The 25,630-nt window shown below is 62.9% G+C and carries 29 protein-coding genes and 1 tRNA gene; 11 read left to right on the forward strand and 19 right to left on the reverse strand.

Translation table 11 applies throughout. From position 1 onward, the window contains the following. Nucleotides 1-36 precede the first annotated feature (36 nt). The 4 genes from aroA to FHS49_RS07825 all read left to right on the forward strand — a co-directional run bounded on the left by aroA (nt 37) and on the right by FHS49_RS07825 (nt 4,514). Nucleotides 37-1,383, forward strand: coding sequence for a 3-phosphoshikimate 1-carboxyvinyltransferase (gene aroA, locus FHS49_RS07810; RefSeq protein WP_184016997.1), 1,347 nt, complete (start codon nt 37-39; stop codon nt 1,381-1,383). Continuing rightward, entirely contained in the window at nt 1,380-2,012 is a 633-nt protein-coding gene (cmk, locus tag FHS49_RS07815) for a (d)CMP kinase (protein WP_184016999.1), read from the forward strand. The genes aroA and cmk overlap by 4 nt, the downstream gene beginning before the upstream one ends. A gap of 211 nt (nt 2,013-2,223) precedes the next feature. Then, nucleotides 2,224-3,945, forward strand: coding sequence for a 30S ribosomal protein S1 (rpsA, locus tag FHS49_RS07820; protein WP_184017001.1), 1,722 nt, complete (start codon nt 2,224-2,226; stop codon nt 3,943-3,945). Nucleotides 3,946-4,235: 290 nt separating this feature from the next. Further along, on the forward strand, nt 4,236-4,514 hold the full coding sequence (locus FHS49_RS07825; protein ID WP_184017003.1) for an integration host factor subunit beta: 279 nt from the start codon (nt 4,236-4,238) through the stop codon (nt 4,512-4,514). A 144-nt stretch (nt 4,515-4,658) separates the two neighbouring features. Here the strand turns inward: FHS49_RS07825 and FHS49_RS07830 are convergent, their stop codons facing one another. Continuing rightward, nucleotides 4,659-5,423, reverse strand: a complete 765-nt coding sequence (locus tag FHS49_RS07830; protein ID WP_184017441.1) for an ABC transporter permease — start codon at nt 5,421-5,423, stop codon at nt 4,659-4,661. Beyond that, nucleotides 5,423-6,361 (reverse strand): ABC transporter ATP-binding protein, encoded by a 939-nt coding sequence (locus FHS49_RS07835; RefSeq protein ID WP_184017005.1) that lies wholly within the window; start codon nt 6,359-6,361, stop codon nt 5,423-5,425. The genes FHS49_RS07830 and FHS49_RS07835 overlap by 1 nt, the downstream gene beginning before the upstream one ends. Before the next feature lie 92 nt (nt 6,362-6,453). On the opposite strand from FHS49_RS07835, the gene FHS49_RS07840 reads away from it, so the two are divergent. The 3 genes from FHS49_RS07840 (at nt 6,454) to FHS49_RS07850 (ending at nt 8,559) form a co-directional block, all read left to right on the forward strand. After that, nucleotides 6,454-6,539, forward strand: a tRNA-Leu gene (locus tag FHS49_RS07840). A 185-nt stretch (nt 6,540-6,724) separates the two neighbouring features. Continuing rightward, entirely contained in the window at nt 6,725-8,089 is a 1,365-nt protein-coding gene (locus FHS49_RS07845; protein WP_184017007.1) for an ABC transporter substrate-binding protein, read from the forward strand. A 47-nt stretch (nt 8,090-8,136) separates the two neighbouring features. Continuing rightward, nucleotides 8,137-8,559 carry a DUF4112 domain-containing protein gene (locus FHS49_RS07850; RefSeq protein WP_184017009.1) on the forward strand — a complete coding sequence of 141 codons (423 nt, stop codon included), beginning with the start codon at nt 8,137-8,139 and terminating at the stop codon, nt 8,557-8,559. Between the two features lie 11 nt (nt 8,560-8,570). Here the strand turns inward: FHS49_RS07850 and nadC are convergent, their stop codons facing one another. Beyond that, on the reverse strand, nt 8,571-9,416 hold the full coding sequence (gene nadC, locus FHS49_RS07855) for a carboxylating nicotinate-nucleotide diphosphorylase (RefSeq protein ID WP_184017011.1): 846 nt from the start codon (nt 9,414-9,416) through the stop codon (nt 8,571-8,573). An 86-nt stretch (nt 9,417-9,502) separates the two neighbouring features. On the opposite strand from nadC, the gene FHS49_RS07860 reads away from it, so the two are divergent. Both FHS49_RS07860 and FHS49_RS07865 read left to right on the forward strand, forming a co-directional pair. Next, the gene (locus FHS49_RS07860) at nt 9,503-9,751 is read left to right on the forward strand and encodes a type II toxin-antitoxin system Phd/YefM family antitoxin (protein ID WP_184017014.1); all 249 of its coding nucleotides are present in this window, start codon (nt 9,503-9,505) and stop codon (nt 9,749-9,751) included. Then, nucleotides 9,748-10,173 carry a type II toxin-antitoxin system VapC family toxin gene (locus tag FHS49_RS07865; RefSeq protein WP_184017016.1) on the forward strand — a complete coding sequence of 142 codons (426 nt, stop codon included), beginning with the start codon at nt 9,748-9,750 and terminating at the stop codon, nt 10,171-10,173. The genes FHS49_RS07860 and FHS49_RS07865 overlap by 4 nt, the downstream gene beginning before the upstream one ends. 3 nt (nt 10,174-10,176) lie before the next feature. Here the strand turns inward: FHS49_RS07865 and nadA are convergent, their stop codons facing one another. The 5 genes from nadA to FHS49_RS07890 all read right to left on the reverse strand — a co-directional run bounded on the left by nadA (nt 10,177) and on the right by FHS49_RS07890 (nt 14,738). Continuing rightward, nucleotides 10,177-11,187, reverse strand: coding sequence for a quinolinate synthase NadA (nadA, locus tag FHS49_RS07870; RefSeq protein WP_184017018.1), 1,011 nt, complete (start codon nt 11,185-11,187; stop codon nt 10,177-10,179). 22 nt (nt 11,188-11,209) lie between these two features. Then, entirely contained in the window at nt 11,210-11,884 is a 675-nt protein-coding gene (locus FHS49_RS07875; RefSeq protein ID WP_184017020.1) for a DUF4230 domain-containing protein, read from the reverse strand. Next, on the reverse strand, nt 11,881-12,768 hold the full coding sequence (locus FHS49_RS07880; RefSeq protein ID WP_425502678.1) for an MBL fold metallo-hydrolase: 888 nt from the start codon (nt 12,766-12,768) through the stop codon (nt 11,881-11,883). Before FHS49_RS07880 ends, FHS49_RS07875 begins: the two co-directional genes overlap by 4 nt. A gap of 72 nt (nt 12,769-12,840) precedes the next feature. Continuing rightward, a complete protein-coding gene (locus FHS49_RS07885) occupies nt 12,841-14,373 on the reverse strand; it encodes a M56 family metallopeptidase (RefSeq protein ID WP_184017024.1) in 1,533 nt (510 codons plus the stop codon). Then, nucleotides 14,370-14,738 (reverse strand): BlaI/MecI/CopY family transcriptional regulator, encoded by a 369-nt coding sequence (locus FHS49_RS07890; protein ID WP_184017026.1) that lies wholly within the window; start codon nt 14,736-14,738, stop codon nt 14,370-14,372. The genes FHS49_RS07885 and FHS49_RS07890 overlap by 4 nt, the downstream gene beginning before the upstream one ends. A gap of 351 nt (nt 14,739-15,089) precedes the next feature. Between FHS49_RS07890 and FHS49_RS07895 the strand changes: the two genes are divergently transcribed. Further along, nucleotides 15,090-15,593 carry a tetratricopeptide repeat protein gene (locus tag FHS49_RS07895; RefSeq protein ID WP_184017028.1) on the forward strand — a complete coding sequence of 168 codons (504 nt, stop codon included), beginning with the start codon at nt 15,090-15,092 and terminating at the stop codon, nt 15,591-15,593. 124 nt (nt 15,594-15,717) lie between these two features. Here FHS49_RS07895 and grxD read toward each other — a convergent pair whose 3' ends face one another. The 11 genes from grxD to FHS49_RS07950 form a co-directional block, all read right to left on the reverse strand. Beyond that, entirely contained in the window at nt 15,718-16,050 is a 333-nt protein-coding gene (gene grxD, locus FHS49_RS07900; protein WP_184017030.1) for a Grx4 family monothiol glutaredoxin, read from the reverse strand. A gap of 12 nt (nt 16,051-16,062) precedes the next feature. Then, a complete protein-coding gene (locus tag FHS49_RS07905) occupies nt 16,063-16,296 on the reverse strand; it encodes a BolA/IbaG family iron-sulfur metabolism protein (RefSeq protein WP_184017032.1) in 234 nt (77 codons plus the stop codon). 2 nt (nt 16,297-16,298) lie between these two features. Beyond that, complete coding sequence (locus tag FHS49_RS07910; protein WP_184017034.1) at nt 16,299-16,622, reverse strand: DUF1476 domain-containing protein; 324 nt, start codon at nt 16,620-16,622, stop codon at nt 16,299-16,301. Between the two features lie 67 nt (nt 16,623-16,689). Continuing rightward, complete coding sequence (locus tag FHS49_RS07915) at nt 16,690-17,691, reverse strand: NADPH:quinone oxidoreductase family protein (protein ID WP_184017036.1); 1,002 nt, start codon at nt 17,689-17,691, stop codon at nt 16,690-16,692. Next, nucleotides 17,672-18,283: a 3-isopropylmalate dehydratase small subunit gene (leuD, locus tag FHS49_RS07920; RefSeq protein WP_184017038.1), complete on the reverse strand. Its 612-nt coding sequence runs from the start codon at nt 18,281-18,283 to the stop codon at nt 17,672-17,674. Before leuD ends, FHS49_RS07915 begins: the two co-directional genes overlap by 20 nt. Next, nucleotides 18,283-18,423 (reverse strand): hypothetical protein, encoded by a 141-nt coding sequence (locus FHS49_RS07925; RefSeq protein WP_184017040.1) that lies wholly within the window; start codon nt 18,421-18,423, stop codon nt 18,283-18,285. Before FHS49_RS07925 ends, leuD begins: the two co-directional genes overlap by 1 nt. 1 nt (nt 18,424) lies before the next feature. Then, nucleotides 18,425-19,861, reverse strand: a complete 1,437-nt coding sequence (gene leuC, locus FHS49_RS07930; RefSeq protein ID WP_184017042.1) for a 3-isopropylmalate dehydratase large subunit — start codon at nt 19,859-19,861, stop codon at nt 18,425-18,427. 75 nt (nt 19,862-19,936) lie between these two features. After that, nucleotides 19,937-21,259, reverse strand: a complete 1,323-nt coding sequence (locus tag FHS49_RS07935) for a serine hydrolase domain-containing protein (protein WP_343052929.1) — start codon at nt 21,257-21,259, stop codon at nt 19,937-19,939. Nucleotides 21,260-21,526: 267 nt separating this feature from the next. Further along, nucleotides 21,527-22,162, reverse strand: coding sequence for a CoA transferase subunit B (locus FHS49_RS07940; RefSeq protein WP_184017044.1), 636 nt, complete (start codon nt 22,160-22,162; stop codon nt 21,527-21,529). 1 nt (nt 22,163) lies between these two features. Continuing rightward, a complete protein-coding gene (locus tag FHS49_RS07945) occupies nt 22,164-22,979 on the reverse strand; it encodes a 5'-nucleotidase, lipoprotein e(P4) family (RefSeq protein ID WP_184017046.1) in 816 nt (271 codons plus the stop codon). 107 nt (nt 22,980-23,086) lie between these two features. Further along, entirely contained in the window at nt 23,087-23,794 is a 708-nt protein-coding gene (locus FHS49_RS07950) for a CoA transferase subunit A (RefSeq protein ID WP_184017048.1), read from the reverse strand. 161 nt (nt 23,795-23,955) lie between these two features. Here FHS49_RS07950 and FHS49_RS07955 point away from each other — a divergent pair, with 161 nt between their 5' ends. Further along, a complete protein-coding gene (locus FHS49_RS07955) occupies nt 23,956-25,629 on the forward strand; it encodes a thiamine pyrophosphate-binding protein (RefSeq protein WP_184017050.1) in 1,674 nt (557 codons plus the stop codon). The last annotated feature ends 1 nt before the right edge of the window (nt 25,630 follow it).

A 25,630-nucleotide genomic window follows, 5' to 3' on the forward strand; every position in this document is an offset into this window, starting at 1 on the left:
AGCCACGGCTGTTTCCAGCCGGATTGCCCTTCCCTTATGTCTCACGCAGCGCCCGTTTCCCGCAGCTTTTCCGCATCAGGCCCGTTAAGGGGCCGCGTGCGCGTGCCGGGTGACAAATCCATCTCGCATCGTTCGCTGATGTTTTCGGCGCTCGCCGTGGGCGAAAGCAGAATCAGCGGATTGCTGGAGGGTGAGGATGTGCTGGCCACCGCCGCCGCGATGCGCGCGATGGGCGCTGACGTCGCACGCGGGGATGACGGGATCTGGACGGTGCACGGCGTGGGCGTGGGTGGCCTGCTCCAGCCGCGGACCGCGCTGGACATGGGCAATAGCGGCACCTCCACCCGCCTGCTGATGGGCCTGGTCGCCAGCCACCCGATCACCGTGACCTTCACCGGAGACGCCTCGCTCTCCGCCCGCCCGATGAACCGCGTGATCGACCCGCTCAGCCGGACAGGTGCGGCCTTCACCGCCAGCCCCGGCGGGCGTCTGCCGCTGATGGTGCGCGGGCTCTGCCCCGCCGTTCCGATCGAATACCGCCTGCCCGTCGCCTCGGCGCAGGTGAAATCCGCCATATTGCTTGCCGGCCTCAACACGCCGGGGATCACCCGCGTGATCGAGCCTGTTCCGACGCGCGACCATAGCGAGCGGATGCTGGTCGGCTTCGGTGCCAAGCTGGACGTGGAGACCGAAAGCGATGGCACGCGGATCATCTCGCTGCATGGCGAGGCTGAATTCAGGCCGCAGGTGATCGACGTGCCGGGAGACCCCTCCTCTGCCGGTTTCCTGATCGTGGCCGCGCTGATCGTACCGGGGTCGGATGTGGTGGTGGAGAATGTCGGGCTGAACCCCACTCGTGCCGGGCTGATCGAAATCCTGCGCGCGATGGGCGGCGATATCACGCTGCTGGACGAGCGGATCGTGGGCGGCGAACCCGTGGCGGATGTGGCTGTGCGCCATTCCTCGCTGACCGGAATCGAAGTGCCCCCCGAGATCGCACCGTCGATGATCGACGAGTTTCCGATTCTCTTCATCGCCGCCGCCTGCGCGCAGGGACAGACCGTGACGCGCGGGCTGGACGAATTGCGCGTCAAGGAATCGGACCGGATCAGCGTGATGGCCGAAGGTCTGGCAGCGATCGGCGTCATCGCCACGGAAACGCCCGATGGCCTCATCATCCAGGGTTCGGGTGGCGATCCCCTGCCCGGGGGCGGCACGATCGCGTCAAGGCTCGATCACCGCATCGCGATGAGCTTCGTCATCGCCGGCCTGGTCTCTAAAAGTGCCCTCACGATCGACGATATCGCGCCGATCGCCACCAGTTTTCCAGATTTTTTCTCCCTTGTGGAGATTTTGCAGAATCGAGTCGTTCAAACTCCATGATCATCGCCGTCGACGGACCCGCCGCATCGGGCAAAGGCACAATCGCGCGCGCCCTCGCCGCGCATTACAATCTGCCGCACATGGACACCGGGCTATTATACCGTGCGGTGGCGCATACGCTGGTTCATGGCCATGGTGAGGCGGAAAATGAACAGGATGCACTGGCGGCCTGCTCGTTCGATGATGCCTTGCTCGCCGATCCCGCGCTGAAGGGCGAAGAAATGGGGCGGGTCGCCTCGATCGTGTCCGCCCACCCGCTCGTCCGCTCCGCGCTGATGAAGCGTCAGCGCGATTTCGCCAGGCGCAAGCGCGGCGCGGTGCTGGACGGTCGCGATATCGGCACCGTGATCGCGCCCAATGCCGACGCCAAATTGTTCATCACCGCCACACCCAGGACGCGTGCGCTGCGCCGTCATGCGGAGATGCAGAAATCGGGCAGCCAGATGAGCTTCGATCATGTGCTGACCGATATCCGCGCACGCGATCGGCGTGACGCCGGGCGGGTGACCGCGCCCATGGCCCAGGCAGAGGATGCAGACTTGCTCGATACCAGCTTCCTCTCTATAGACGCGGCCGTCCAGCGTGCGATTGCGCTTGTGGACGCCCGGATCGGCGCAGCGGACCGCTGACCGTCCCCGAGGGTTTGAGTTGCAAGGCGCGAGAGCGGCACGGCGATAGGCCGCCTGCTTGACGCGCCCTTTTCGCTTTCCCTGCCGGCGCCCATAAGTGCCTGAAAACGCTGGATGCCGCATGGGCATGGGGTTCTTGCGGCAGTTCTGGTCAAGACCGCCGGATACAACCGGCTGGCCGGATAAAGTAGAAGACAGGACACTCTAACACATGGCTACACTGCCAAACCCGACCCGCGACGATTTCGCGGCAATGCTCAACGAATCTCTTGGTGGCGAAGACGAAGGCTTTGAAGGCCGCGTCGTAAAGGGCACCGTCACCGCCATTGAAAAAGACATGGCCGTCATCGACGTGGGCCTGAAATCCGAAGGCCGCGTGCCGCTGCGCGAATTCGCAGCGCCGGGCCAGAAGGCTGATCTCAAGGTCGGCGACGAAGTCGAAGTCTATGTCGATCGCGTCGAGAACGTCCATGGCGAAGCGATGCTTTCGCGCGATCGCGCCCGCCGCGAAGCCGCTTGGGACAAGCTCGAAGCCGAGTTCACCGAGAGCGCCCGCGTCGAAGGCGTCATCTTCGGCCGCGTCAAGGGCGGGTTCACCGTCGATCTCAACGGCGCCGTGGCCTTCCTGCCCGGTTCGCAGGTCGATATCCGCCCGGTGCGCGATGTCACCCCGCTGATGGACATCCCCCAGCCCTTCCAGATCCTCAAGATGGACCGTCGCCGCGGCAATATCGTGGTGTCGCGTCGCGCCATCCTCGAAGAGACCCGCGCGGAACAGCGTTCGGGCCTGATCCTGACGCTCACCGAGGGCCAGGTGATCGAAGGCATCGTGAAGAACATCACCGATTATGGTGCGTTCGTCGATCTGGGCGGCATCGATGGCCTGCTCCATGTCACCGATCTCAGCTACAAGCGCATCAATCACCCGTCCGAGATGATCAACATCGGCGACACGGTGAAGGTGCAGATCATCCGCATCAACCGCGAAACGCAGCGCATCAGCCTCGGCATGAAGCAGCTCGAAAGCGATCCATGGGATGGCGCGTCGGCCAAATATCCGATCGGTGCCAAGCTGTCGGGCCGCGTGACGAACATCACCGAATATGGTGCGTTCGTTGAGCTGGAAGCCGGCATCGAAGGTCTGGTCCACGTCTCCGAAATGAGCTGGACCAAGAAGAACGTGCATCCGGGCAAGATCGTCTCCACCTCGCAGGAAGTGGACGTCATCATCCTCGAGGTCGACGAAGACAAGCGTCGCATCTCGCTGGGCCTCAAGCAGGCGATCAACAATCCCTGGGAAGCATTCGCTGCCGGTCATCCCGTGGGCACCGAAGTCGAAGGCGAAGTCAAGAACGCCACCGAATTCGGCCTGTTCATCGGTCTGGATGGCGACGTGGACGGCATGGTTCACATGTCCGACATCGCATGGGGCATCTCCGGCGAAGACGCGCTCAACCTGCATCGCAAGGGCGAGAGCGTGAAGGCCATCGTTCTCGACATCGATGTCGAGAAGGAGCGCATCTCGCTCGGCATGAAGCAGCTTGAAAAGGGCGCGCCCGCTGTCGGCGGCACCGCCAACGCTGCGGCTTCGGGCCTCAACAAGAATGCGATCGTCACCGTCACGGTCCTCGAAGTTCGCGATGGCGGCCTCGAAGTCCAGCAGGGCGACGATGGCGCGACTGGCTTCATCAAGCGCACCGATCTCGGCCGCGACCGCGACGAGCAGCGTCCGGAGCGTTTCCAGGTTGGCCAGAAGTTCGATGCCATGGTCATCGGCTTCGATCGCTCCAAGAAGCCCAACTTCTCGGTCAAGGCGATGCAGATCGCCGACGAGAAGCAGGCTGTTGCGCAATATGGCTCGTCCGACTCGGGCGCGTCGTTGGGCGACATCCTCGGCGAGGCTTTGAAGGCGCGGACCGAAGAGAAGAAGTAATCGGACTTTAGTCCACACGCACAGAATGACGCCGTCGCCCATCCGGGCGGCGGCGTTTTTTTGTGCCTTTACAATTGCGTGCGCAAATTTGACGCCATTTTGGAAGGGATCGGCTGAAATCCGGCGGACGCGGGCGGCAACGGCTTGCAAATAAACCGGAATTTCGGCATGTTGATCGATGTTAGTCAATTGATGCTGTCCGTTGGCCACATACATTTTGACGTCCGTAGAACGGACCGACCGGGCGTTGTGGGGACGCCTCTCGGGCGTTCTTCACTATGGGGAATGCGATGATCCGGTCCGAACTTGTCCAGAAGCTGGCCGCCGAAAATGCCGATCTGTCGGCCAAGGATATCGAGCGCATCGTCGATGTGTTCTTCGATGAGATCAGCGCGCGGCTGGCCGAAGGCGGCCGCATCGAGCTGCGCGGCTTTGGCGCCTTCTCCACCCGCGCGCGGGGCGGCCGCACCGGCCGCAATCCTCGCACCGGAGAAGCGGTCGAGGTGGACGCCAAGCGCGTCCCCTATTTCAAGCCAGGCAAGGAAATGCGCGAGCGCCTGAACGTCTGACGGCGATGCTGGCCTATCCGGCGCCCCCCGTCACCCTGAACTTGTTTCAGGGTCCATTTAGAAGTCGCGACCATATTGCGGACGGACGAATGGATGCTGAAACAAGTCCAGCATGACGGCGTTCTGAAAGCCCCTCTCCGCCCCTCAGTTCTTCAGCCGATACCCTGTCTTGAACATCCAGCTTATGATGACGAGACAGATCGCCAGAAATCCGCAGGTCGCCGCCAGGCTGATGCCGATCGCCACATCGCCCTTGCCGAAGAAGGTCCAGCGAAAGCCGCTGATCAGATAGACGATGGGATTGAACAGAGCGACCGTGCGCCATGCGGCGGGCAGCATGTCGATCGAATAGAAGGCACCGCCCAGAAACGTCATCGGCATCACGATCAGCAGCGGCACCACCTGCAATTGCTCGAAGCTCTTCGCCCAGATGCCGATGATGAAGCCGAACAGGCAGAATGTCGCCGCGATCAGGACCATGAACCCCAGCATCAGCAATGGATGCGCCACCTGCACGTCCACGAACAGATGCGCGGTCGCGAAGATCACCAGCCCCAGCAGCAGCGATTTGGTCGCCGCGGCGCCCACATAGGCCACCACGGTCTCGAAAGGCGATACGGGGGCCGACAGCAGTTCATAGATAGTGCCGGCCCATTTGGGCATGTAGATCCCGAAGCTGGCGTTGGAGATGCTCTCGGTGAACATCGAAAGCATGATCAGTCCGGGCACGATGAACGCGCCATAAGGAACGCCACCCACCTCGGTCATCCGGGATCCGATCGCGGATCCGAACACGATGAAATAGAGCGAAGTCGTGATCACCGGGGTCAGCAGGCTCGTGAGGATCGTCCGCCCGAAACGCGCGATTTCGAATTTGTAGATCGACCAGACGGCGTGGCGGTTGAACATCATGATGCCTCTCCCGCCGGCGTGTGGACCAGATTCACGAATATCTCCTCAAGCGAGCTTTGCCGGGTGTTCAAATCCTTGAAGGCGATCCCCAGATCGCTCATCCGCCGCAGCAGGGAAGGAATGCCCGTGCGTTCGGCATTGGTGTCGAACACATATTCCAGCTCATTGCCATCGGCCTTCAGCGTCAATGCCCATTCGCCCAGTTCGGCTGGGATCGTCGTCATCGGTTCGGAAAGATTGAGCGTCAACGTCTTGCGGCCGAGCTTCTGCATCAGCACGCTCTTGTCTTCCACCAGGATGAGTTCGCCCTTGGTGATCACCCCGATCCGATCGGCCATTTCCTCGGCCTCTTCGATATAATGGGTGGTCAGGATGATCGTCACGCCGCTTTCCCGCAATTCGCGCACCAGCCCCCACATATCGCGCCGCAGCTCGACATCCACGCCCGCGGTGGGCTCATCGAGGAACAGGATCTGGGGTTCGTGGCTCAACGCCTTGGCGATCATCACCCGGCGCTTCATCCCGCCGGACAGTTCCTGGATCTTGGTGTTGCGCTTTTCCCAGAGCGACAGGTCTTTCAGGATCTTCTCGATATGCGCCGGATGGGGTGCCTTGCCGAAAAGGCCGCGTGAAAAAGTGACGGTCGCCATCACGGTCTCGAACGAATCCGTGTGCAATTCCTGCGGGACCAGCCCGATCTTTGTCCGCGCCGCCCGGAAATCCCGCACGATGTCATGCCCATCCGCGGTCACCGTGCCCGAACTGGGGTTCACGATCCCGCAGATGATGCTGATCATCGTCGTCTTGCCCGCGCCATTCGGCCCCAGCAGCGCGAAGATTTCGCCCTTGCGGATATCCAGATCGACGCGCTTGAGCGCCTGATGGCCGGATTTATAAGTCTTGGTGAGATTGGAAATCGAGATGATCGGCTGCATCGCACTCCCTTAGCCGGTCCGCCCGCCGATGCCCATGCGCAAAAGCCAATGCTTGACCCCGCGCGCCATCTGCGGTTTTGGTCTGCGCACAAGCGGACGTGGCGAAATCGGTAGACGCAGCAGACTTAAAATCTGCCTTCCTCTGGAAATGCGGGTTCAAGTCCCGCCGTCCGCACCAGCATGATGAAGGTTATGACGTCCAAGCGCGAGATGTGGTGGCGGCATCCCGGTGTGCATGACAGCGCTGATCTTCCGCGTTAAGACCTGATCGCATCCATGCGTCCCTTCGCCTGCCTCCTCGCGTCTCTGGCGCTGCTCCTCCCCGCCGCTTGCGGAGATGTGGGAGATGATGGTCCGCTCAGCGTGAGTGTGATCGGATCGCAGCCGGCGCTGGCGATCCCCGCACGCACCGAGCCATCCGCACCGCAGGCGGCGTTTCTGCCCGCCGTGGCGCAGGGACTCGTCTCGTTCGACGCCGCCGGCCAGATCGAAGCGGGTCTCGCCGAACGCTGGAACGTCTCCGATGACGGGATGAGCTATATCTTCCGGCTGCGCGATGCCGCCTGGGCTGATGGCCGTCCGGTCACGGCCAATGACGTGGTTGCGGGCCTGCGCGCCGCGATGAGCGATGGCGGCAACAACCGGCTGGCAATGCTATTAGGCGCGGTGGACAAGATCGTGGCGGTCACGCCGCAGGTGATCGAGATTCGCCTGAAAGCGCCCCGTCCCTTATTGTTGCCCCTGCTCGCCCAGCCGGAGTTGGGGCTGATCCGCCGCGCACAAGGCAGCGGCCCTTATCGGATCCTATCGTCAAAAGACGGCGTCATCGCGCTCGAAGCGCTGATTCCCAAGGACGCCGCCGAAGATCCGCAGGTTCATTATCCCGTGCAGATGCGGAGCGAACGCGCCGCGCTGGCGCTGATCCGGTTCAAGCGTGGCACGAGCGCCAGCGTCCTGGGCGGCACGTTCGCCGATTTGCCCATCGCCCGCGCCGCCAATCTGCCGCCGGCGCAATTGCGCTTCGATCCGGCGCAGGGGCTGTTCGGCCTGGCCGTGACTGCGAAAAGCGGCTTTCTGGGCCGGGCCGACAATCGCAATGCAGTGGCCATGGCGATCGACCGCGATGCGATCGCCGCTTTGTCCGGCGTGCGCGATTGGCGGCCTGTGCTCTCCCTCCTGCCAAAGAAGTTGGACATGGCGGGCGACCCTGCTTTGCCCGATTGGATCAGGCTCGGCCGCGACGTGCGCCTTGCACTTGCCAGCGCGCGCGTAAACGCCTGGATCGCGAGCTATGATGAGGTGCCGCCGCTGCGGATCGCGCTGCCCGACGGCCCTGGTTCCCGGATGCTCTTTGCCCGCCTCGCCAGCGATCTGCGCGCGATCGGGCTTCAAGCGGTGCGTGTGGGGGCGAAAGAGGCCGCCGATCTCCGGTTGATCGATTCGGTCTCCCCCAGTGACAGCGCGACCTGGTATCTGCGCCGGATCAACTGCGCGGCCGGTCTGCCGTGCGACAAGGCGGCCGAAAAGGCGCTGGAGGAGGCGCGCGACACGCTCTCTCTGCCGGAGCGTGCGCTGAAGCTGAAGGAGGCCGATGCCGCCTTCATCGTGCATATGCCCTTCATCCCCATCGCCGCACCGCTGCGCTGGTCGGCCGTTTCGCCCCGGCTGACGGGGTTTCAGCCCAATGCCCGCGCGGTGCATCCTTTGGGCCGCCTGTTGAAGGAATAGCCGACCGCTCCCATATCGGAGCGGCAAGGGAAGGATGGAGTGCCCGAATGCGTGTTTCGCCTGACCAGTTTGAGAAGATCGCCCGCAGCCTGCCCGAGATCGGCCGCGATCCCGCGTCCGTCCGCAAGCGGATCGAAACGATGGAGGCGCTATTGGAGCGTGGCTTCACTATGCCCGGCATCAACCGGCAATTCGGCCTGGACGCCATCATCGGCCTCATTCCCGTGCTGGGTGATGTGATCACGACAGCCATGGGCGCCTGGATCGTGTGGGAAGCCCGCAATCTGGGCATGTCCAAATTCCAGATCACCCGCATGGCGGCCAATGTCGGCGTGGATTCGCTGCTCGGCCTGGTGCCCTTCGTGGGCGATGCCTTCGATTTCTTCTTCCGGTCCAACACCAAGAATATGAAGATCATCAAAAGGCATCTGGACAAGCATCATCCGTCCACCGTGGTGATCGACGGCTAAGCGCGCAGCGATCACACCGCTCTGAAATCCAGTCCGACATCTGCTGCGGGTGCGGATTGGGTGAGACGCCCCACTGAAATATAGGTCACGCCGGTTTCGGCGATCGCCTTGATCGTATCCAGCCGCACCCCGCCCGAGGCTTCGGTGGGCACGCGGCGGCCGACCAGCATCACCGCGCCGCGCAGCGTGGCGGGATCCATATTATCCAGCAGCAGATGCGTCGCGCCCGCCGCCAGCGCGGGTTCGATCTGGTCCACCCGGTCCACCTCGACGATGATGCGCGCAATCCCCGCATCGACCGCACGCCGCACCGCCTCTTCGACGCTTCCCGCAACCGCGACATGATTATCCTTGATCATCGCCGCATCCCACAGGCCCATGCGATGATTGGTCGCGCCGCCGGTGCGCGTGGCATATTTCTCCAGCACACGAAGGCCCGGAATGGTCTTGCGCGTATCAAGCAGCACCGCGTCGGTCCCCGCGATCTTGTCGACGTAGCTGCGCGTCATCGTGGCGATGCCGGTTAGATGCTGCACGGTGTTGAGCGCGGACCGTTCGGCGGTGAGCAGCGCCCGCGCCTTGCCGCGCAGCCGCATAAGATCGCTGCCCGCCGCAACGCGGTCGCCATCCTTCACCAACGTCTCGATTTCCACATCGGGATCGAGCGCCCTGAAAAACGCTTCGGCCAGCGGCAGGCCGGCCACGGTGACCGCCTCACGGCTGTCCATCACGCCTTCGAACACCGCATCGGGGGGAATGACCGCAGCCGAAGTGATATCGCCGATCACGCCGAGATCCTCGGCGAGCGTGGCGGCGACGAAGGCGTGGAGATCGAAATCGGGGAGGGTAAAAGTCATGGCCAGATGCCTATCCCGCCACGCCCGCCGCCACAAGCTGGACGAGCGATCCAATTATGGCTATATTTATGGCCATAGGAGTATTTATGGCTCATTACAGCGTCGCGACGACCAAGGACAAGCTCTCCAGCCTGATCGACAAGGCGCTGGCGGGCGAAGAAGTGATCATCACGCGCCATGGCAAGCCGACGGTGGCATTGCGTATGGTGGAACAGCAAAAAAAATCCACTCAAGACATGGTGGCATGGCTTGAAAAACAGCGGAGCACGATGCCGAATATCAGTATCACATCGCTCGAGCTGAAGCGGCTGGATCAGGCGGATTACGAGCGTTGAGCCTCTATTTCGATACGAGCGTCTTGGTGCCGATCCATCTGATCGAACCGACGACTAATTTACTGACATCCTGGATCGCATTGCAATCCGGGCCATTCATTGTCAGCGATCTGGCAGCCGGTGAATTTAACGCCACTGTTTCAAGGCTGGTTCGTATGACCATGCTGACAGAGCAGGATGCTCAAACCACAATCGAAAAATTCGAAATCTGGCGCGATAGCTTCACGCATAAAGCGGCCAACGAGCCTGCGGATATTCGCATCGCCGCTCAGTTCGTCCGCGTACCAAAACCGAAGCTGCTGATGCCCGATGCCATCCACCTGGCCACATGCCAGCGACTGGGACACCGGCTCGTCACATTCGACCGCGAGCTGGTCGATATGGCGGAGGCACGCGGAATTGAGACCGTCATACCCGCTTGACCCTCAATCCCCCGTCACCCGCACCGGCCCCAAATCGCCCTGCCCCACCGTCGCGCTCGCCATTTCCAGCATCCGGTCCAGCGACCTTTTCGCGTCCAGCCGCAGCCCTTCCTCGATCTCGATCCGCGGCTCAAGATCGCGCAATGCGATATAGAGTTTCTCCATCGTGTTGAGCGCCATATAGGGGCAGATATTGCAATTGCAGTTGCCGTCCGCACCCGGCGCGCCGATGAAGGTCTTGCCCGGAATCTGCTTCTGCATCTGATGGATGATGTGCGGCTCGGTCGCCACGATCAGCGTATCCTCGGTCATCGCCATCGCATATTCCAGAATGCCGCGGGTGGAGCCCACATAATCGGCATGATCCAGCACATGCGGCGGGCATTCGGGATGCGCCGCCACGGGCGCGCCAGGATGCTGCGCCTTGAGCTTGAGCAATTCGGTTTCCGAGAACGCCTCGTGCACGATGCACACGCCCGGCCACAGCAGCATTTCCCGGCCGGTCTTGCGCATCATATAGCCGCCCAGATGCTTGTCCGGGCCGAAGATGATCTTCTGGTCCATCGGGATCTGGCTCAGGATCTTTTCCGCAGACGATGAGGTGACGATGATGTCGCTCAGCGCCTTCACCTCGGTCGAGCAATTGATATAGGTCAGCGCGATATGATCGGGATGCGCTTCCCGGAACGCCTTGAACTTGTCGGGCGGGCAAGAATCCTCAAGGCTGCACCCGGCATCCAGATCGGGCAGCACCACGATCTTGTCAGGCGAGAGGATCTTGGCGGTGTCCGCCATGAATTTCACGCCGCAAAAGGCGATCACGTCCGCGTCGGTCGCCGCCGCCTTGCGCGAGAGATCGAGGCTGTCGCCCACGAAATCGGCGATATCCTGCAATTCGGGCTTTTGATAATAATGGGCGAGGATCACCGCATTGCGCTCCTTGCGCAGCCGGTCGATCTCGGCGCGCAGGTCAAGCCCGGTCAGGCTGCCACCAATGCCACCGCGTGCGTCCATCACTCAAACTCCCTTCGCAGCGTCATTGCGCCGCATTTCCAATCACATTTTCCACCGCGCGGGACCGGTCCATCGGCTCTGTATTCGCGGCGTCGCCTTCGTCTGCGAAGCGCACATTCACCGTGGCCGTGATGCCCGCCGCGCGCAAGGGCATCGCGAAATTGCTCGCGATCGCGCGTCGCGTGGCATCACGCGCCAGCTTCATCGTGACCGGCTGAAGCGCCTGAGCCCGCAGATCGGCGGTGCCGCGCGCGCGATTGGCGGCATCCAGCGTCTTTTCGGCATCGGTCAGCGCCATCAGCAATCCGCCGCCATCATATTCGCGTATGCCCGCCAGATCGACTTCAGGCCCGGCGATCTCGATCGGCGGCAGCGTGATGGCCAGCGTCCCGGTCGCCGCATCCCAGGTGACATCCCGATCGCGCAGCTTGGATAGATCCACTTCATAGCGCACCATGCCCGGCATAATCGTGGTCTTGCGCGCGCTGAAACCGAAACGGCTCTGTTCGGACGTGACCACGGCCACGAAGCGCGCGGCGAATGCAGAGAGCCGGTTTTGCTCGCGCAATCCCTGCAGACTGGTCGCGGCGATGCTGTCCACACTGCCGCCCGTCGTCCGCTGCAACAAAAGAACCCCACCGATCAGAAGCGCCACCGCAAAGGCAGCAGCGATCAGCCATTTTCCCAGCGGCTTCATGCGTCGGCCAGCGCCCAGCGATCGGCATCCTCATGCACCACGCCGCGATCCCGAAGGTCGATCAGATGCGCCAGCACCGAGCGGCCCGCCGCGGGAAACAGCCGGGGATCCAGCCCCTTATACATCTGCTCGACCATCTCCGGCACCATGCCACCGCCCTTTTGCAGCAGGCGCAAGATCTGTCCCTCGCGTTGCTTGCGATGCCCCATCAACCCGCGCACGAAGCGCTGCGGCTTCGTCACGGGATCGCCATGCGCCGGATAATAGACCGCGTCATCCCGCCCCATGAGTAGATCGAGGCTCGCCATATAGGCGGCCATGTCCCCGTCAGGCGGCGAGACCACGGTCGTGGACCAACCCATCACATGATCGCCGGTGAACAGCGCCTTCTCCTCTGGCAGAGCAAGGCAAAGATGGTTTGAGGTATGCCCCGGCGTGGCCAGACCTTTGAGCGTCCAGCCTGGGCCTGATACGGCCTCGCCATCGCCCAGCACCCGATCGGGTGCATAGGATCGATCAAACGAAGCGTCCGCGCGCGGCCCGCTGTCGTCCAGCACCAGCGGCGCACAGCCGACGATCTCTGCGCCGGTCAGCGCCTTCAGCGGTGCGGCACCCGGGCTGTGATCCCGGTGGGTATGCGTGCAGACGATATAGGCGATCGTCTCGCCAGGCACCGCTGCCATGATCGCTTCGATATGCGCGGGATCATCGGGGCCGGGATCGATCACCGCGACTGAGCCAGCCCCTACGATATAGGTCTGCGTCCCCGAATAAGTGAATGGTCCCGGATTGGGTGCCAACACGCGCCGCACCAGCGGGGTGAGCCGCATGGCGTCTCCGGTCGGGAATGCGGCGCTGCCGGGCAAATCGTCCATGGTGCCCATTTGGCGATCTATCGCCGCGGAAACAAGATCGATCATGCGCGCCCGCGCCCATGGACGCACAGCACGCCGATGCTATCGAAGGCCCATCACCTCATCTTTCAGGCGCGCGATCTCCCGGTCCATTCCGGCCAGTGCCCTGGTGCGATGATCGCGATTGAGCGCGCCGTCTTCCGCCAAGGCCCGACGCGCACTGGTCAGCGCGTCCAGCGTGACCCTGGCGATTTTGGCCTCGCTCATGCCCGCGCCACAGACCGAGATATACGTGCGCTGCGCTTTTCCGGCTCCACCGCTGACAGCGACGGAGGCCTTGCCATCTCCAGCCTGGCAATCGCCCGGCGTGGAGAATGCGAAAGCCCCGGAGCCGTTGGAGACCAACGCCGTGCCGGCCGAATGATCGACCTGCATCCTGCGCATTTCCACCTCGGCAGCGCGGCGCGCCATATCGGCTGCACGCCGCGCCTGTTCGGCCTGTTTCAGACCCTCTTCCTGGGCTTTGCGGGCGTTCTCCATCCCCGCGTGCATTTCGGCGCTGGCTTCCGGCGGCCATACGTCCGCGGGCTCGGGCGGCGGCGGCGCAGCCATGGGTTCGAGCGGCTCTGGAGCGATCACCGGCATTGGCGGGGTCGCCATGCCCACCGCTTCGACCGCGGGCACGATCACTTTTTCCTTCATTTCACGCCGCATCTCGCGCGTCGTCTCAGCCGCGATCCCGCCCGACGCCGTGGCAATCAGCCCGCCGCCCACCAGCATGGCCGCAAGCATCGTTCCCGAAAGCCGGCGCTCACCCCCGCCCCTCATCATCCTCAGCCGCTTCTTGAGTTGATCGCGCGGGTTGAGCGAACAGGCGGCGACCGGCGTGCGCGTGCAGGCGGATTTCACCAGCGCCAGGCCATAGCTATGGCGCTCCGCTCCGCTGGCCCCCTCCAGCACGATCGCGTCGCACGCCAGTTCCTGATCGGTGCGGAACGCGCGCCAGGCGCGGTGCGCGAGCGGATTGAACCAGTGGAGCGAGAGCATCGCCAGTGCGAGCAGATTGACCGGAATATCCCCCCGGTCGTGATGGATCGCCTCATGCCGCATCGCCAGCCGCAATTCTTCCGCGCTGTAACGCGTGCGATAATCATGCGGCAGCACGATCCGGGGCAGGAAGATGCCTGCGGCGAACGGTCCCTCCACCGCCCGGCTCGCACACACCTCGATCCCGCGCACATCCAGTTCAGGCAGATCCGTGCAATCGTCGAGCGCGGCGCGCACGAAACGCCGATAGGAGATCAGATGCCAGCTCAGATGCACCACGGCCCCGGCAAGCCACAATGCCAGCATAGCCATGAGCCAGGGAAAGGCCTGCTCAGCCGGCACCGCGCCCATCGGCTCGCCCCCAGGGACGGCGAAAGCGGAAATGTCCACGATCACCGGGATGTGCGCCAGCGGCGGCGGACCAAAGCTCTCTGGAAGCGGCGGCAGGATCATCCGCAGCGCGGGCAGCAGCCACAGGAGATAAGCGATGCGCGCGCCGAACCGGGTCGCCACGCGATCCCGCACCAAAAGCACCAGCCCCATCAGCAGTGTCGACGCGATCAGCGTTTCCAAGATCCAGCCGGTCATGACTTGAGCGCCTTCAGCAGCGCTTCGATCTCGGCGATGTCGGCATCGGTCAATTCATCGCGTTCGGCCAGATGCGCCACCAGCGGCGTGATCCGTCCGCCAAACAACCGGTCCACCAGCCGCCGCGATTCGGTGGAAACATAATCCTCGCGGGCCACGGCGGGGCGATAGAGATAACGGCGCCCTTCCTCTTCATAAGCGAGCACACCCTTGCCAAGAAGACGGGACAGCATGGTTTTCACCGTGCGGTCGGACCATCCCCGCGCGGGATCGATGCGCTGATGAACGTCGGCGGCCGTTAACGGCGCTTCATCCCAAAGCACTTCCATCACGGCATGTTCGGCGTCGCTGATCCGTTCGGTCATGTGCTGGTCCCTCCCTGGCAACAGCGTTTCCTTACGATTACAGATGTAGTCGTGGATCGCTGAACAGTCAATGAACGGACCGACAGGCGGGATTGTCGGGGAATTTTACAGAATTGGTTCATGGTTAAAATCGGTCAACCATCGTATCCCGCGCAATCTGCCGCCTGAGCAAATTGGCACGCACCCTGCATCTCTCTGAAGCATACACGGTTTCCTTTCCGTGATCCCTTCAGAGCGGGGGCCGGCATTTCCCTGGTAAGACATGCCGCCCCCGCTCGCCCCGGATTTCCAGCCCTCCACGCGCCCCAACATTGACAGCCCGGATGGCGCGCGCTTGTATCGACGGCGGACATGATGACATCACATCGCCTCCTGCTCCTGCCAGTCGCGCTTCTCGCCATGGCGCAAGGGCCCGACCCGACGCGGATCTCCTCAGCCTCTCCGCTGGAAACGCTGCAAACGCTCGCGGGCGCGGGTGACGCCGCCGCGATGTTCTACCTGGGTGTAAAATATTCCGACGGCAACGGTGTCGCGAAGGACGAGGCCGAAGCGCTGCGCTGGTTTCGCGCGGTGGCGGAAAAGGGCCATGTCGGCGCTATGCTCAATATCGGCAATCGCTATTACCATGGCAATGGCGCGCCCGTGGACCGGGCCGAGGCCGCCAAATGGTTTCTGCGCGCAGCAAAGGCCGGCAATCCCGGTGCCATGTACAATCTGGCGATTGCCTATGCCGGCGGTCAGGGCGTCATCAAAAGCGAGACCGACGCGGTCAAATGGTTCAGAGCCGCCGCAGCCAAGGGCAATGAGCGCGCCAAGGCGGCGCTGCTGAGCCGGGGGTTGGCGCTGGAGGAGTAAGCCTGGGCTTGGAGGAATAAGCGAAAGATCGCACCCTCATCCGTTTGTCCCGAGCGAAGTCGAGGGACGGGTCACCGGCAAAGTGCGTGTCTCGACTTCGCTCGACATGAGCGGATTTGTAGGTTTAACCCGCCTGCGCGGCACCCTTGCCCGCAAACAATGTATGCAGCTCGCCCGCTTCATACATTTCCATCATGATATCCGATCCGCCGACGAATTCGCCGTTCACATAAAGCTGCGGAATCGTGGGCCAATCCGAATATTCCTTTATCCCCTGGCGGATGCCCTGATCCTGAAGCACGTCCACCGTCTCATAATCCGCGCCGAGATGATCGAGGATGGAGATGGCGCGGCTGGAAAAGCCGCATTGCGGGAAAAGCGGCGTGCCTTTCATGAACAGCAGAACATGATTGGCTTTCACCAATTCGTCGATCCGGGCCTGTGCGTCGTCGCTCATCTTGAAAACTCCTTATTCCGGCGCGACGGTGGTCAATTGCAGCGCGTGAAGCACGCCGCCCATCCGTCCGCCCAGCGCGGCATAAACCGCCTGATGCTGTTTCACGCGGGGCATTCCCCGAAAAGCGGCGCTGGTCACGCGCGCCGCATAATGATCGCCGTCGCCCGCCAGATCGGTGATCTCCACCGCGGCGTCGGGTATAGCCGCGACGATCATCGCCTCGATGTCTTCAGCGGCCATCGGCATGATTATTGCGCCTCGATAAACTGGCGGCGCGCTTCCACCATCTTTTCGACCAGCGCATTGCGCACCGTACTGTCATCGGTATCGACGCCAGCCGAGGTCAGATCGCCAAGCAGCTTACGGATCACGTCCTCGTCACCCGCCTCTTCGAAATCGGCCTGCACCACCGCCTTGGCATAAGCGTCGGTTTCTTCCGCCGTCAGCCCCATTTTCTCCGCAGCCCATTGCCCGAGCAGACGATTGCGCCGCGCGGTGAGCTTGAATTGCAGCTCTTCATCACGGGCGAACTGGGTTTCGAAAGCGCGTTCACGGTCGTTGAAGCTGGTCATTGGCGGTCCTTATCGTTGGTCGGAGCAGAAATAGGGACCATCGCTGCAATCCGCAACGGTGCGCGCATCATTCAGCGACGGTAACGACCAGTTTTCCTATCACATCGCGTGCGGCCATCTTGGCGATCGCGTCCCCGCCGCGCTCCAGCGGGAAGGTTTGCGTCACGCGCGGATTGATCTGCCCACCCTGCCACAGCCGGAAAAGCCGCGCCACATGGGCCTTATTGGCCTCTGGATCACGCGCGGCGAACGCGCCCCAGAACACCCCGCAAACGTCGCAGCTCTTGAGCAAGGTCAGGTTGAGCGGCAACCGCGGGATGCCCGCGGGAAAACCGACCACCAGATAGCGGCCTTCCCACGCGATAGAGCGCAGCGCGGGTTCGCAATAGTCCCCGCCAACGGGATCGTAGATCACATCCGCCCCGCCCGGCCCCAAGGCCGCCTTGAACGATTCCGCCAGCGCCTTGGACTGATCCTTGTCGAATGGCCCCCGGCCATAGATCACCACATCGTCCGCGCCCGCATCACGCGCGGCCTGCGCCTTGGCTTCGGACGAGACGGCGGCGATCACGCGCGCGCCGAAGGCCTTGCCCAGTTCGATCGCCGCCAGCCCGACGCCGCCTGCCGCGCCCAGCACCAGCAGCGTCTCGCCTTCCTTCAATTTACCGCGATCGACCAGCGCGTGGATCGTGGTGGCATAGGTGAGCAACAGTGCCGATCCCTCGACGAAACTGCGCTCATCGGGCAAGCGGAAGGCGCTGCTGGCGGGGATGACGAGCTTTTCGACCATGCCGCCGGAGCCGGCCGTGGCGATGATCCGATCGCCGCGCGACCATCCGGTCACGCCCGCGCCCACCGCCTCCACCACACCGGCGATCTCGGCGCCCGGCGAAAAGGGGCGCGGCGGTTTGAACTGATATTTGTCTTCGATGATCAGCACATCGGGATAATTGACCGAACATGCCTTGACCGCGATCAGCAAGTCTCCGGGGCCGGCAACGGGATCGGCAATATCCTCGACAACCAGCGTTTCGGGTCCGCCAACGGCTTTAGACAGCAAGGCTTTCATGCGATTTCTCTCCAGACACCCATGGCCGCTCGCTGGCGACCTTTTTTTCATAGGATGCAATATGCGCATCGCTCGTCAAAGTCAGGCCGATTTCATCGAGTCCGTTGATCAGGCATTGCTTGCGGAAAGGATCGATCTCGAAGGTGAAGCGATCCTGGAACGGCGTGGTTACCGTCTGGCTGTCCAGATCGACATGGATCGGATCGGTCTGCGCCACCTCGAGCAGCCGATCGACCGCCTCCTGCGGCAGCACCACGGTCAGGATGCCGTTCTTGAAGGCGTTGCTCGAATATATATCGGAAAAGCTCGGCGCGATCACCGCCCTGATGCCCATATCGAGCATAGCCCAGGCGGCATGTTCGCGGCTCGATCCGCAGCCGAAATTGTCGCCCGCGATCACGATCGGTGCACCGGCATAGGCCGGATTGTCGAACACATTATCCGGATCCTGGCGCAGCGCCTCGAACGCGCCCACGCCAAGACCGGAGCGGCTGATCGTCTTCAGCCAGTCCGCCGCGATGATCATATCGGTATCGACATTCTTCAGGCCCAGCGGATAAGCCTTGCCTTCGATGACGGACACGGGCTCCATTATCGCTTGCTCTCCGGCGTTGCCGGCTGCTCGGCGCTGTCGGCCTGTTCAGACCGCGGCGCAGATTTCGCCATCGCCGCATAGGCCGCCACGCCACTCAGGATCGCGCCGCCGAACAGCAATACCATCACCCGTTTCATATCATTCGCTCCCCAAAAGTTCGCGCACATCCGTCAGCCGCCCGGTCACCGCCGCCGCCGCCGCCATGGCGGGCGAGAGCAGATGGGTCCGTGCACCGGGGCCTTGCCGCCCCATGAAATTGCGGTTCGATGTCGAGGCGCAGCGTTCGCCCGCTGGCACCTTGTCCGGGTTCATGCCGAGACAGGCCGAACAGCCCGGCTCGCGCCATTCGAAGCCGGCATCGATGAAGATGCGGTCCAGCCCCTCGCGCTCCGCCTCGGCCTTTACCAGGCCGGAGCCGGGCACCACCAGCGCCTGCTTCACGCCCGCGGCGATGTGCTTGCCGCGCAGCACATGCGCCGCGGCGCGCAGATCTTCGATCCGGCTGTTGGTGCAGCTTCCGATGAAGATGTTCTCCACCGCCACATCCTGCATCCGCTGCCCGGCCTCAAGCCCCATATAGGCCAGAGACTTGGCCGCCGCATCGCGCTTCGAAGCATCCTCGAAGCTCGCGGGATCGGGCACCACGCCGGTCACGGGAACAACATCCTCGGGGCTGGTGCCCCATGTGACATTGGGCACGATGTCCGCGGCGTCGAGCAGCACCACTTTGTCATACCGCGCGCCCGCGTCGCTTGGCAGCGTCTTCCACCAGGCCACGGCCTCATCCCATGCAGCGCCCTTGGGAGCCATCGGCCGGCCTTTCAGATAGGCATATGTCTTGTCGTCAGGCGCGATCAGGCCGGAGCGCGCGCCATGTTCGATCGCCATGTTCGAAATGGTCAGACGCCCTTCGATCGACATGTCGCGGATCACCGAACCGGTATATTCCACCACATAGCCAGTGCCGCCCGCCGCGCCCAACTTGCCCACGATCGCCAGGATCACATCCTTGGGCGATACGCCGAAGCCCAAGGTGCCATCGACCCGGATTTCCATCGACTTGGATTGCTTGAGCATCAAAGTCTGCGTGGCGAGCACATGCTCCACCTCGCTCGTGCCGATGCCGAACGCCAGCGAACCCAGCGCGCCATGCGCGGCCGTGTGACTGTCGCCGCACACCATCGTCGTGCCCGGGAGGGTGAAGCCCTGTTCCGGCCCCACGACATGCACGATGCCCTGTTCGATATCGGTCGCGCCGATATAACGGATGCCGAATGCCGGCGCATTGGCTTCCAAAGCCTCAAGCTGCTGCGCCGACATCTTGTCGAGGATCGGCAGGCGGTTGCCCGCCGCATCACGCCGCGCCGTGGTCGGCAGGTTGTGATCGGGCACCGCAAGCGTCAGATCCGGCCGGCGCACCGTCCGCCCCGCCGCACGAAGCCCTTCGAACGCTTGCGGGCTGGTCACTTCATGCACCAGATGCCGGTCGATATAGATCAGGCAGGTGCCATCATCGCGCCGTTCGACGACATGCGCGTTCCAGATTTTCTCGTAGAGGGTTTGTTGCTTGCTCATGGGTCAAGGCCCATAGCGCCATTGCTCACGTCAGCGGAAGCGCGAAGTGCGCAACTTTCTTGCACAATGGATAGTCTAGCGCGCAATCGGCAACCGCCCGGCACCACCGCCGGGAGCCATTTTGTCCAGCCCCATCCAGTCGAAGACGGGCAGGCCGTAAAACATGTCGAACAGTTCGAGTTGCGCGCCCACCGGACGGTTGCTGTTGGAATTCCACAGCATCACGATCCCGGTCTTCGCCTGCGCATCGAACAGGATGAGCGACCGATAGCCGTCCACCGCACCGCGATGACCGACCAGCGCATGACCCATATAATTGAAATCGCGCCAACCCAAACCGTAAGTGGCGTCGGTCAGCGCGCGATCCGATGCGCCGCGCCCGCCATGCGGCGGAGTCGCCACCCGCGGCCTATGCAGCGTTTCCAGCGCCGCGCCCGACAGCACAGAGGGCACCGCACCCATCTGCGCGCGCATCCATTTGGCGAGATCGAAGATCGAGGAATTGACCCCGCCCGCTGCGGGCACACGATAATAGGCGTCCTTCATCGGCAATTCGCGCTGGCCGGCATGGGGCCGCGCCCAGCTTGCCGCGCTCTCGATCCCTGCCCGGCCCACGCTTGCGCTGGCCATGCCCAGCGGCGCGAACAGCTTTTCATGCACCACTTCGCCATAATCCAGGCCGGTCACACGCTGCACGATCTCGGTCGAAGCGTCGAACGCCACATTCTGATAGGTGTAGCAATTGGCCGGCGCGCAATAGGATGGCAGCAGACCCAGCGAAGCGCGGATGATTTTGGGATCCTCGCCATCCTCCAGCCGGTCATCATAGGCATTTTTGACGATCCCGGTGCGGTGCGAGAGCAGATCGGCGATGGTCACCCGGCTTTCCGCGCCGCCCGGCAGCCGCAGCGATGTGCGCATCTGGCTCACCGGTGTGTCGAGCGAGAGCTTCCCCTCCTGCGCCAGTTCGGCGACCACCGTCGCGGCGACGCCTTTGGAAAGCGAAGCCCAACGAAACACCGTCTTGGGCGTCACCGGATCGCCGGACCCGGCCACCGTCTCACCATAGCCTTTGACGAAGCTGATCCGGCCATCTTCCACCACGCCGACCGAGAGGCCGACCATGTCCTTCTGCGCCATGAGGCGCGCCAGACGCTGATCGAGCAGCGCATAATCAATGCGGGCGGAATGGAAGGAGACGGGATTCGTCGGCGCGGCGACGCTGGCGGTGTAGCTGGCGGCGCGCATGGACGGCTGGACAGCCGTCTTCTCCGCGGCCTGACCCGCATCGGCAGTGGCGAAGCTGTAAGCGGTGCCGCCCGCGGCGAACGCAAGCACCAGCGGCAAACCCAATTTCCAGCGACGGCCCCCGGCACCTTTGACTTTATTCAGCGACACCAATGGCCCTTTGCGGCTCTAAGATGCGTCGAAGTCTACGCTTTTCCGCGGCTTTGCCAAGAGTTTACAATTGCTTCCGCCGCAAAGGATCCACAGCCTGCCCCGCAAATGACTCGGCTGGGCGATTTGCCCACTTCCTTCTCCCTTCCACGCCTTCGTGGAGGGGCCGGGGGTGACCCTTTTTATTCTGCATTCAGCCATCAGGAGAGAAGAGCCACCCCCAGCCCCTCCAGCAAGGGCTGAAGGGAAGCTAAGCGGATTTCACGTTCAAACCGTATAATGCGCGGTCGTCTTGGCCGCGATCTCCTCGGCAGTCACGCCGGGGGCCGTTTCGACCAGCTTGAACGGCGTCTCGTGATCCGGGCGCTGGAACACGGCCAGATCGGTCACGATCATGTCCACCACGTTCTTGCCCGTCAGCGGCAGCGTGCAGGCGGGGATGAACTTGGGGCTGCCATCCTTGGCATTATGCTCCATCACCACGATGATTTTCTTGACGCCCGCGACCAGATCCATCGCGCCGCCCATGCCCTTGATCATCTTGCCTGGGATCATCCAATTGGCGATGTCGCCATTTTCGGCCACTTCCATCGCGCCAAGCACGGTGAGGTCGATATGCCCGCCGCGGATCATCGCGAAGCTGTCCGATGAGCTGAAATAAGCCGATTGCGGCAATTCGCTGATCGTCTGCTTGCCCGCATTGATCAGATCGGGATCCACCTCATCGGGATAGGGAAAGGGTCCGATGCCCAGCATCCCGTTTTCCGATTGCAGCGTGACCTCGATCCCGTCGGGAATATTATTCGCCACCAGCGTCGGGATTCCGATGCCCAGGTTCACATAAAAGCCATCCTGCAATTCCCTGGCAGCCCGCGCCGCCATCTGGTTGCGATCCCACGCCATATTATTTCTCCTCCACCGGATCGATCCAGCTTTTATCAGCAGGAAACACATCATCGAAGCCGCCCTTGAGCGCGCTTCCGTAAACGGGATTGGGCAAAACGAACCAGCCCTGCCCCCAGAGTTTCGCGATCGGACCGCTGGTCACTGCGGCGCGACGCGCGGCCACCGACGCGATCGCAAATCTGTCCGAAAAATCGCCAAGCTGATCGCCGACCAGAGCCACCACGCAAAAGCGTTTGGCGATTTCAGCGCGGCGGCCATCCTTACCGCTCTTTCCATCCACATCGCCCTTCAGGAACAGCGTCTCGCCATGTTTGAAGCTGCCAAGCCCGGCCGCCGCCAGCGCGCGTTCGGTGCCTTCGGCCGTGACAGCGCTGCGATTGGTGTTGAAGATGATCGCGACACCGGCCTGCCGGAGCGCGGCAAACGCGTCGACCGCACCCGGAACGGCGGTCACCGCCTGATCGCCCGTTTTTTCCCAGCGCTCCCAGCGCTTCTCGTCAAACGGCCCCGGCGCGCGCGCTTCCCATTCTTCCACGCCCAGATTGAGCAGCGCGGTCTCGTCCGCATCCAGCACCACGGCCTTGGGCTTGGCCTCGCAGGCTTCCCAGCGCGGCGCATCGAGCGTGGCGTCCGCGACCAGCACCCGGCTTTCCGCCGCGCCGCCCAGCACATATCGGGTCAGCGCCTGATAGGCCTGAACGCTGATCGCCGCTCCCTCGCCCGATCCGTAGAGATATTGGAATGCAGGCGGCGGCATGGCCGGAGCAGAGGAGGCCTGAGAGATATGCTGCTGTGCGCAACCCGACGCACCCATCAATAAATACAGCCCCAAAGCCGTTTTTCCCGCGCGGAGTCGAGGGGCATGGGGCCACGCACCAACGTGCCTCGACTTCGCTGGGGACAGACGGTTCAAAAGAAAATTCACGCCGCCTCGCGTTCCCGCGTGGTCGTGAATTCGATCTTCTTGTCATAGGGCGCGCCCAGCACGAGCCGCTTGATATAGACGCCGGGCACATGGATCGCATCGGGATCGAGGCTGCCCACGGGCACAATCTCCTCCACTTCGGCCACAGTCATGTGGCTCGCGGTCGCCATCGGCTGGTTGAAATTGCGCGCGGTCTTGCGGAAGATCAGATTGCCCGTCTCATCGGCCTTCCAGCCCTTGATGATCGAGAGATCCGCCACGATGCCGCGCTCGAGGATATAATCCTGCCCGTCGAAGCTCTTCACTTCCTTGCCCTCGGCCACCAGCGTGCCGACGCCCGTCTTGGTATAAAAACCGGGGATCCCCGCCCCGCCCGCGCGGCAGCGCTCGGCCAGGGTGCCCTGCGGACAAAATTCCACTTCGAGCTCGCCCGCCAGATATTGCCGCTCGAATTCCTTATTTTCGCCGACATAGGAAGAAATCATCTTCTTCACCTGCTTGGCGCGCAGCAATTTGCCCAGCCCCTCGCCGTCGATGCCGGCATTGTTGGAGGCAATGGTGAGGTCTTTCACGCCCGACGCCAGGATCGCATCGATCAGCCTTTCAGGGATGCCGCACAGGCCGAAGCCGCCAGCGCAGATGGTCATGCCGTCAAACAGAAGTCCGTCCAGCGCCGCGGCTGCATCGGGGTAGAGCTTCTTCATCTCAACGGTCTCCCAAAACCTTCTCAAACGCCAAGTGACATGTGCTGAAACGCCGGTCAATTGCACCGGAATCGACCTATGATTGCAATATATGCAATCGCAAAGCCCGCCGCGCAACCGAGCCTCTTCATTCCATCGGATAGTTGGGATAGTCATGGTGCATGACACATCAAAGAACAGGCGGCCGCATCCTCGTCGATCAGCTCGTGGCCCAGGGCTGCGACCGGATTTTCACCGTGCCGGGTGAGAGCTTTCTCGCGGTGCTCGATGCTCTGCATGACACGCCCGCCATCCAGACCGTCGTGTGCCGACAGGAAGGCGGCGTCGCCTTCATGGCCGAAGCCGATGGCGCGCTGACCAAAAGGCCCGGCATAGCCTTCGTCACCCGCGGTCCGGGCGCGACCAACGCTTCGATCGGCGTGCATGTGGCGATGCAGGATTCCACGCCGATGATCCTCTTCATCGGTGACGTCTCGCGCGGCGACCGGGATCGCGAGGCGTTTCAGGAAGTGGATTTCACTGCGATGTTCTCGCCCCTCGCCAAATGGGCGACGCGAATCGACGACGCCAAGCGGATTTCCGAATATGTCGCGCGCGCTTATGCCGTCGCCATTTCGGGCCGCCCTGGTCCGGTTGTGATCGCATTGCCGGAGGATATGTTGACCGATGTGGTGGAGGCGGTGGATCGCCCGCGCGTCGAAAAGCCCGCCCAGCCGGCCGATCCCGAAGCGATGATGGCGCTGGTCGATCTGCTGAAGGACGCCGCCGCGCCGGTCGCGATCGTGGGTGGTGCCGGATGGGACGAAGCCGCATCACATTATTTCCGGCAATGGGCCGAACGCATCGGACTGCCCGTCGCCTGCGCCTTCCGCCGTCAGGATGCGATCGCGAATGACAGTCCGGTCTGGGCAGGCAATCTGGGCTACGGCCCCAATCCCAAGCTGCTCCAGCGGATTCGCGAGGCCGATCTCCTCATCGTGGCCGGGCCGCGGCTGGGAGAGGCGACCACCGATGGCTATACGCTGATCACCCCCGATCATCCGGGGCAGACCCTGGTCCATATCCATCCCGATCCCAATGAACTGAACAGCGTCTACAAGACCTGCCTGCCCATCTGTGCCGACATGCGCGAATTTGCCGAGCTGGCCGCGCATTGGGAGGATGATCTGCTCGACTTCGACGCCGGCCGGCAGGCCCATGCCGAATGGCGCGCATGGTCCACCCCCGCGCCCAATGGGGCTGCGCTCGATCTCGGCCTGTGCGCAAAGGCGATGCGCGATACGCTGCCGGGCGATTCGATCATCTGCAACGGCGCAGGCAATTTCTCCGGCTGGTGGCATCGTTACTGGCATTATGCCGGTCCTGTGAGCCAGCTCGCGCCCACGGCGGGCGCGATGGGCTATGGCCTGCCCGCGGGTGTTGCCGCCGCTCTGCGTCATCCCGATCGCCAGATCATCGTGCTGGCGGGCGACGGCGATTTCCTGATGAACGGCCAGGAACTGTCCACCGCCATCCGCTATGGCTGCGACATGCTGGTGCTGGTGATCGACAATAAGGCTTACGGCACGATCCGGATGCACCAGGAACGCGAATATCCCGATCGCCTCTCCGCCACCGATCTGGTCAACCCCGATTTCGCCGCCCTCGCCCGCGCTTATGGCGCCTGGGCGGAGACGGTGCAGACGACGGAAGCCTTCGCGCCAGCACTCGCGCGCGCTCAGGCGGAGACAGGTGTCAAACTGCTGCACCTGAAGACCGAGGTGCAACATATCGGCGCTGGCGGCATTACGATCGAGAAAGTGCAGGCAGCGGGGCGGGCGGCGCGGGGCGGTTAGG

The organism is Sphingobium boeckii, from assembly GCF_014199215.1.
Lineage (GTDB): Bacteria > Pseudomonadota > Alphaproteobacteria > Sphingomonadales > Sphingomonadaceae > Sphingobium_A > Sphingobium_A boeckii.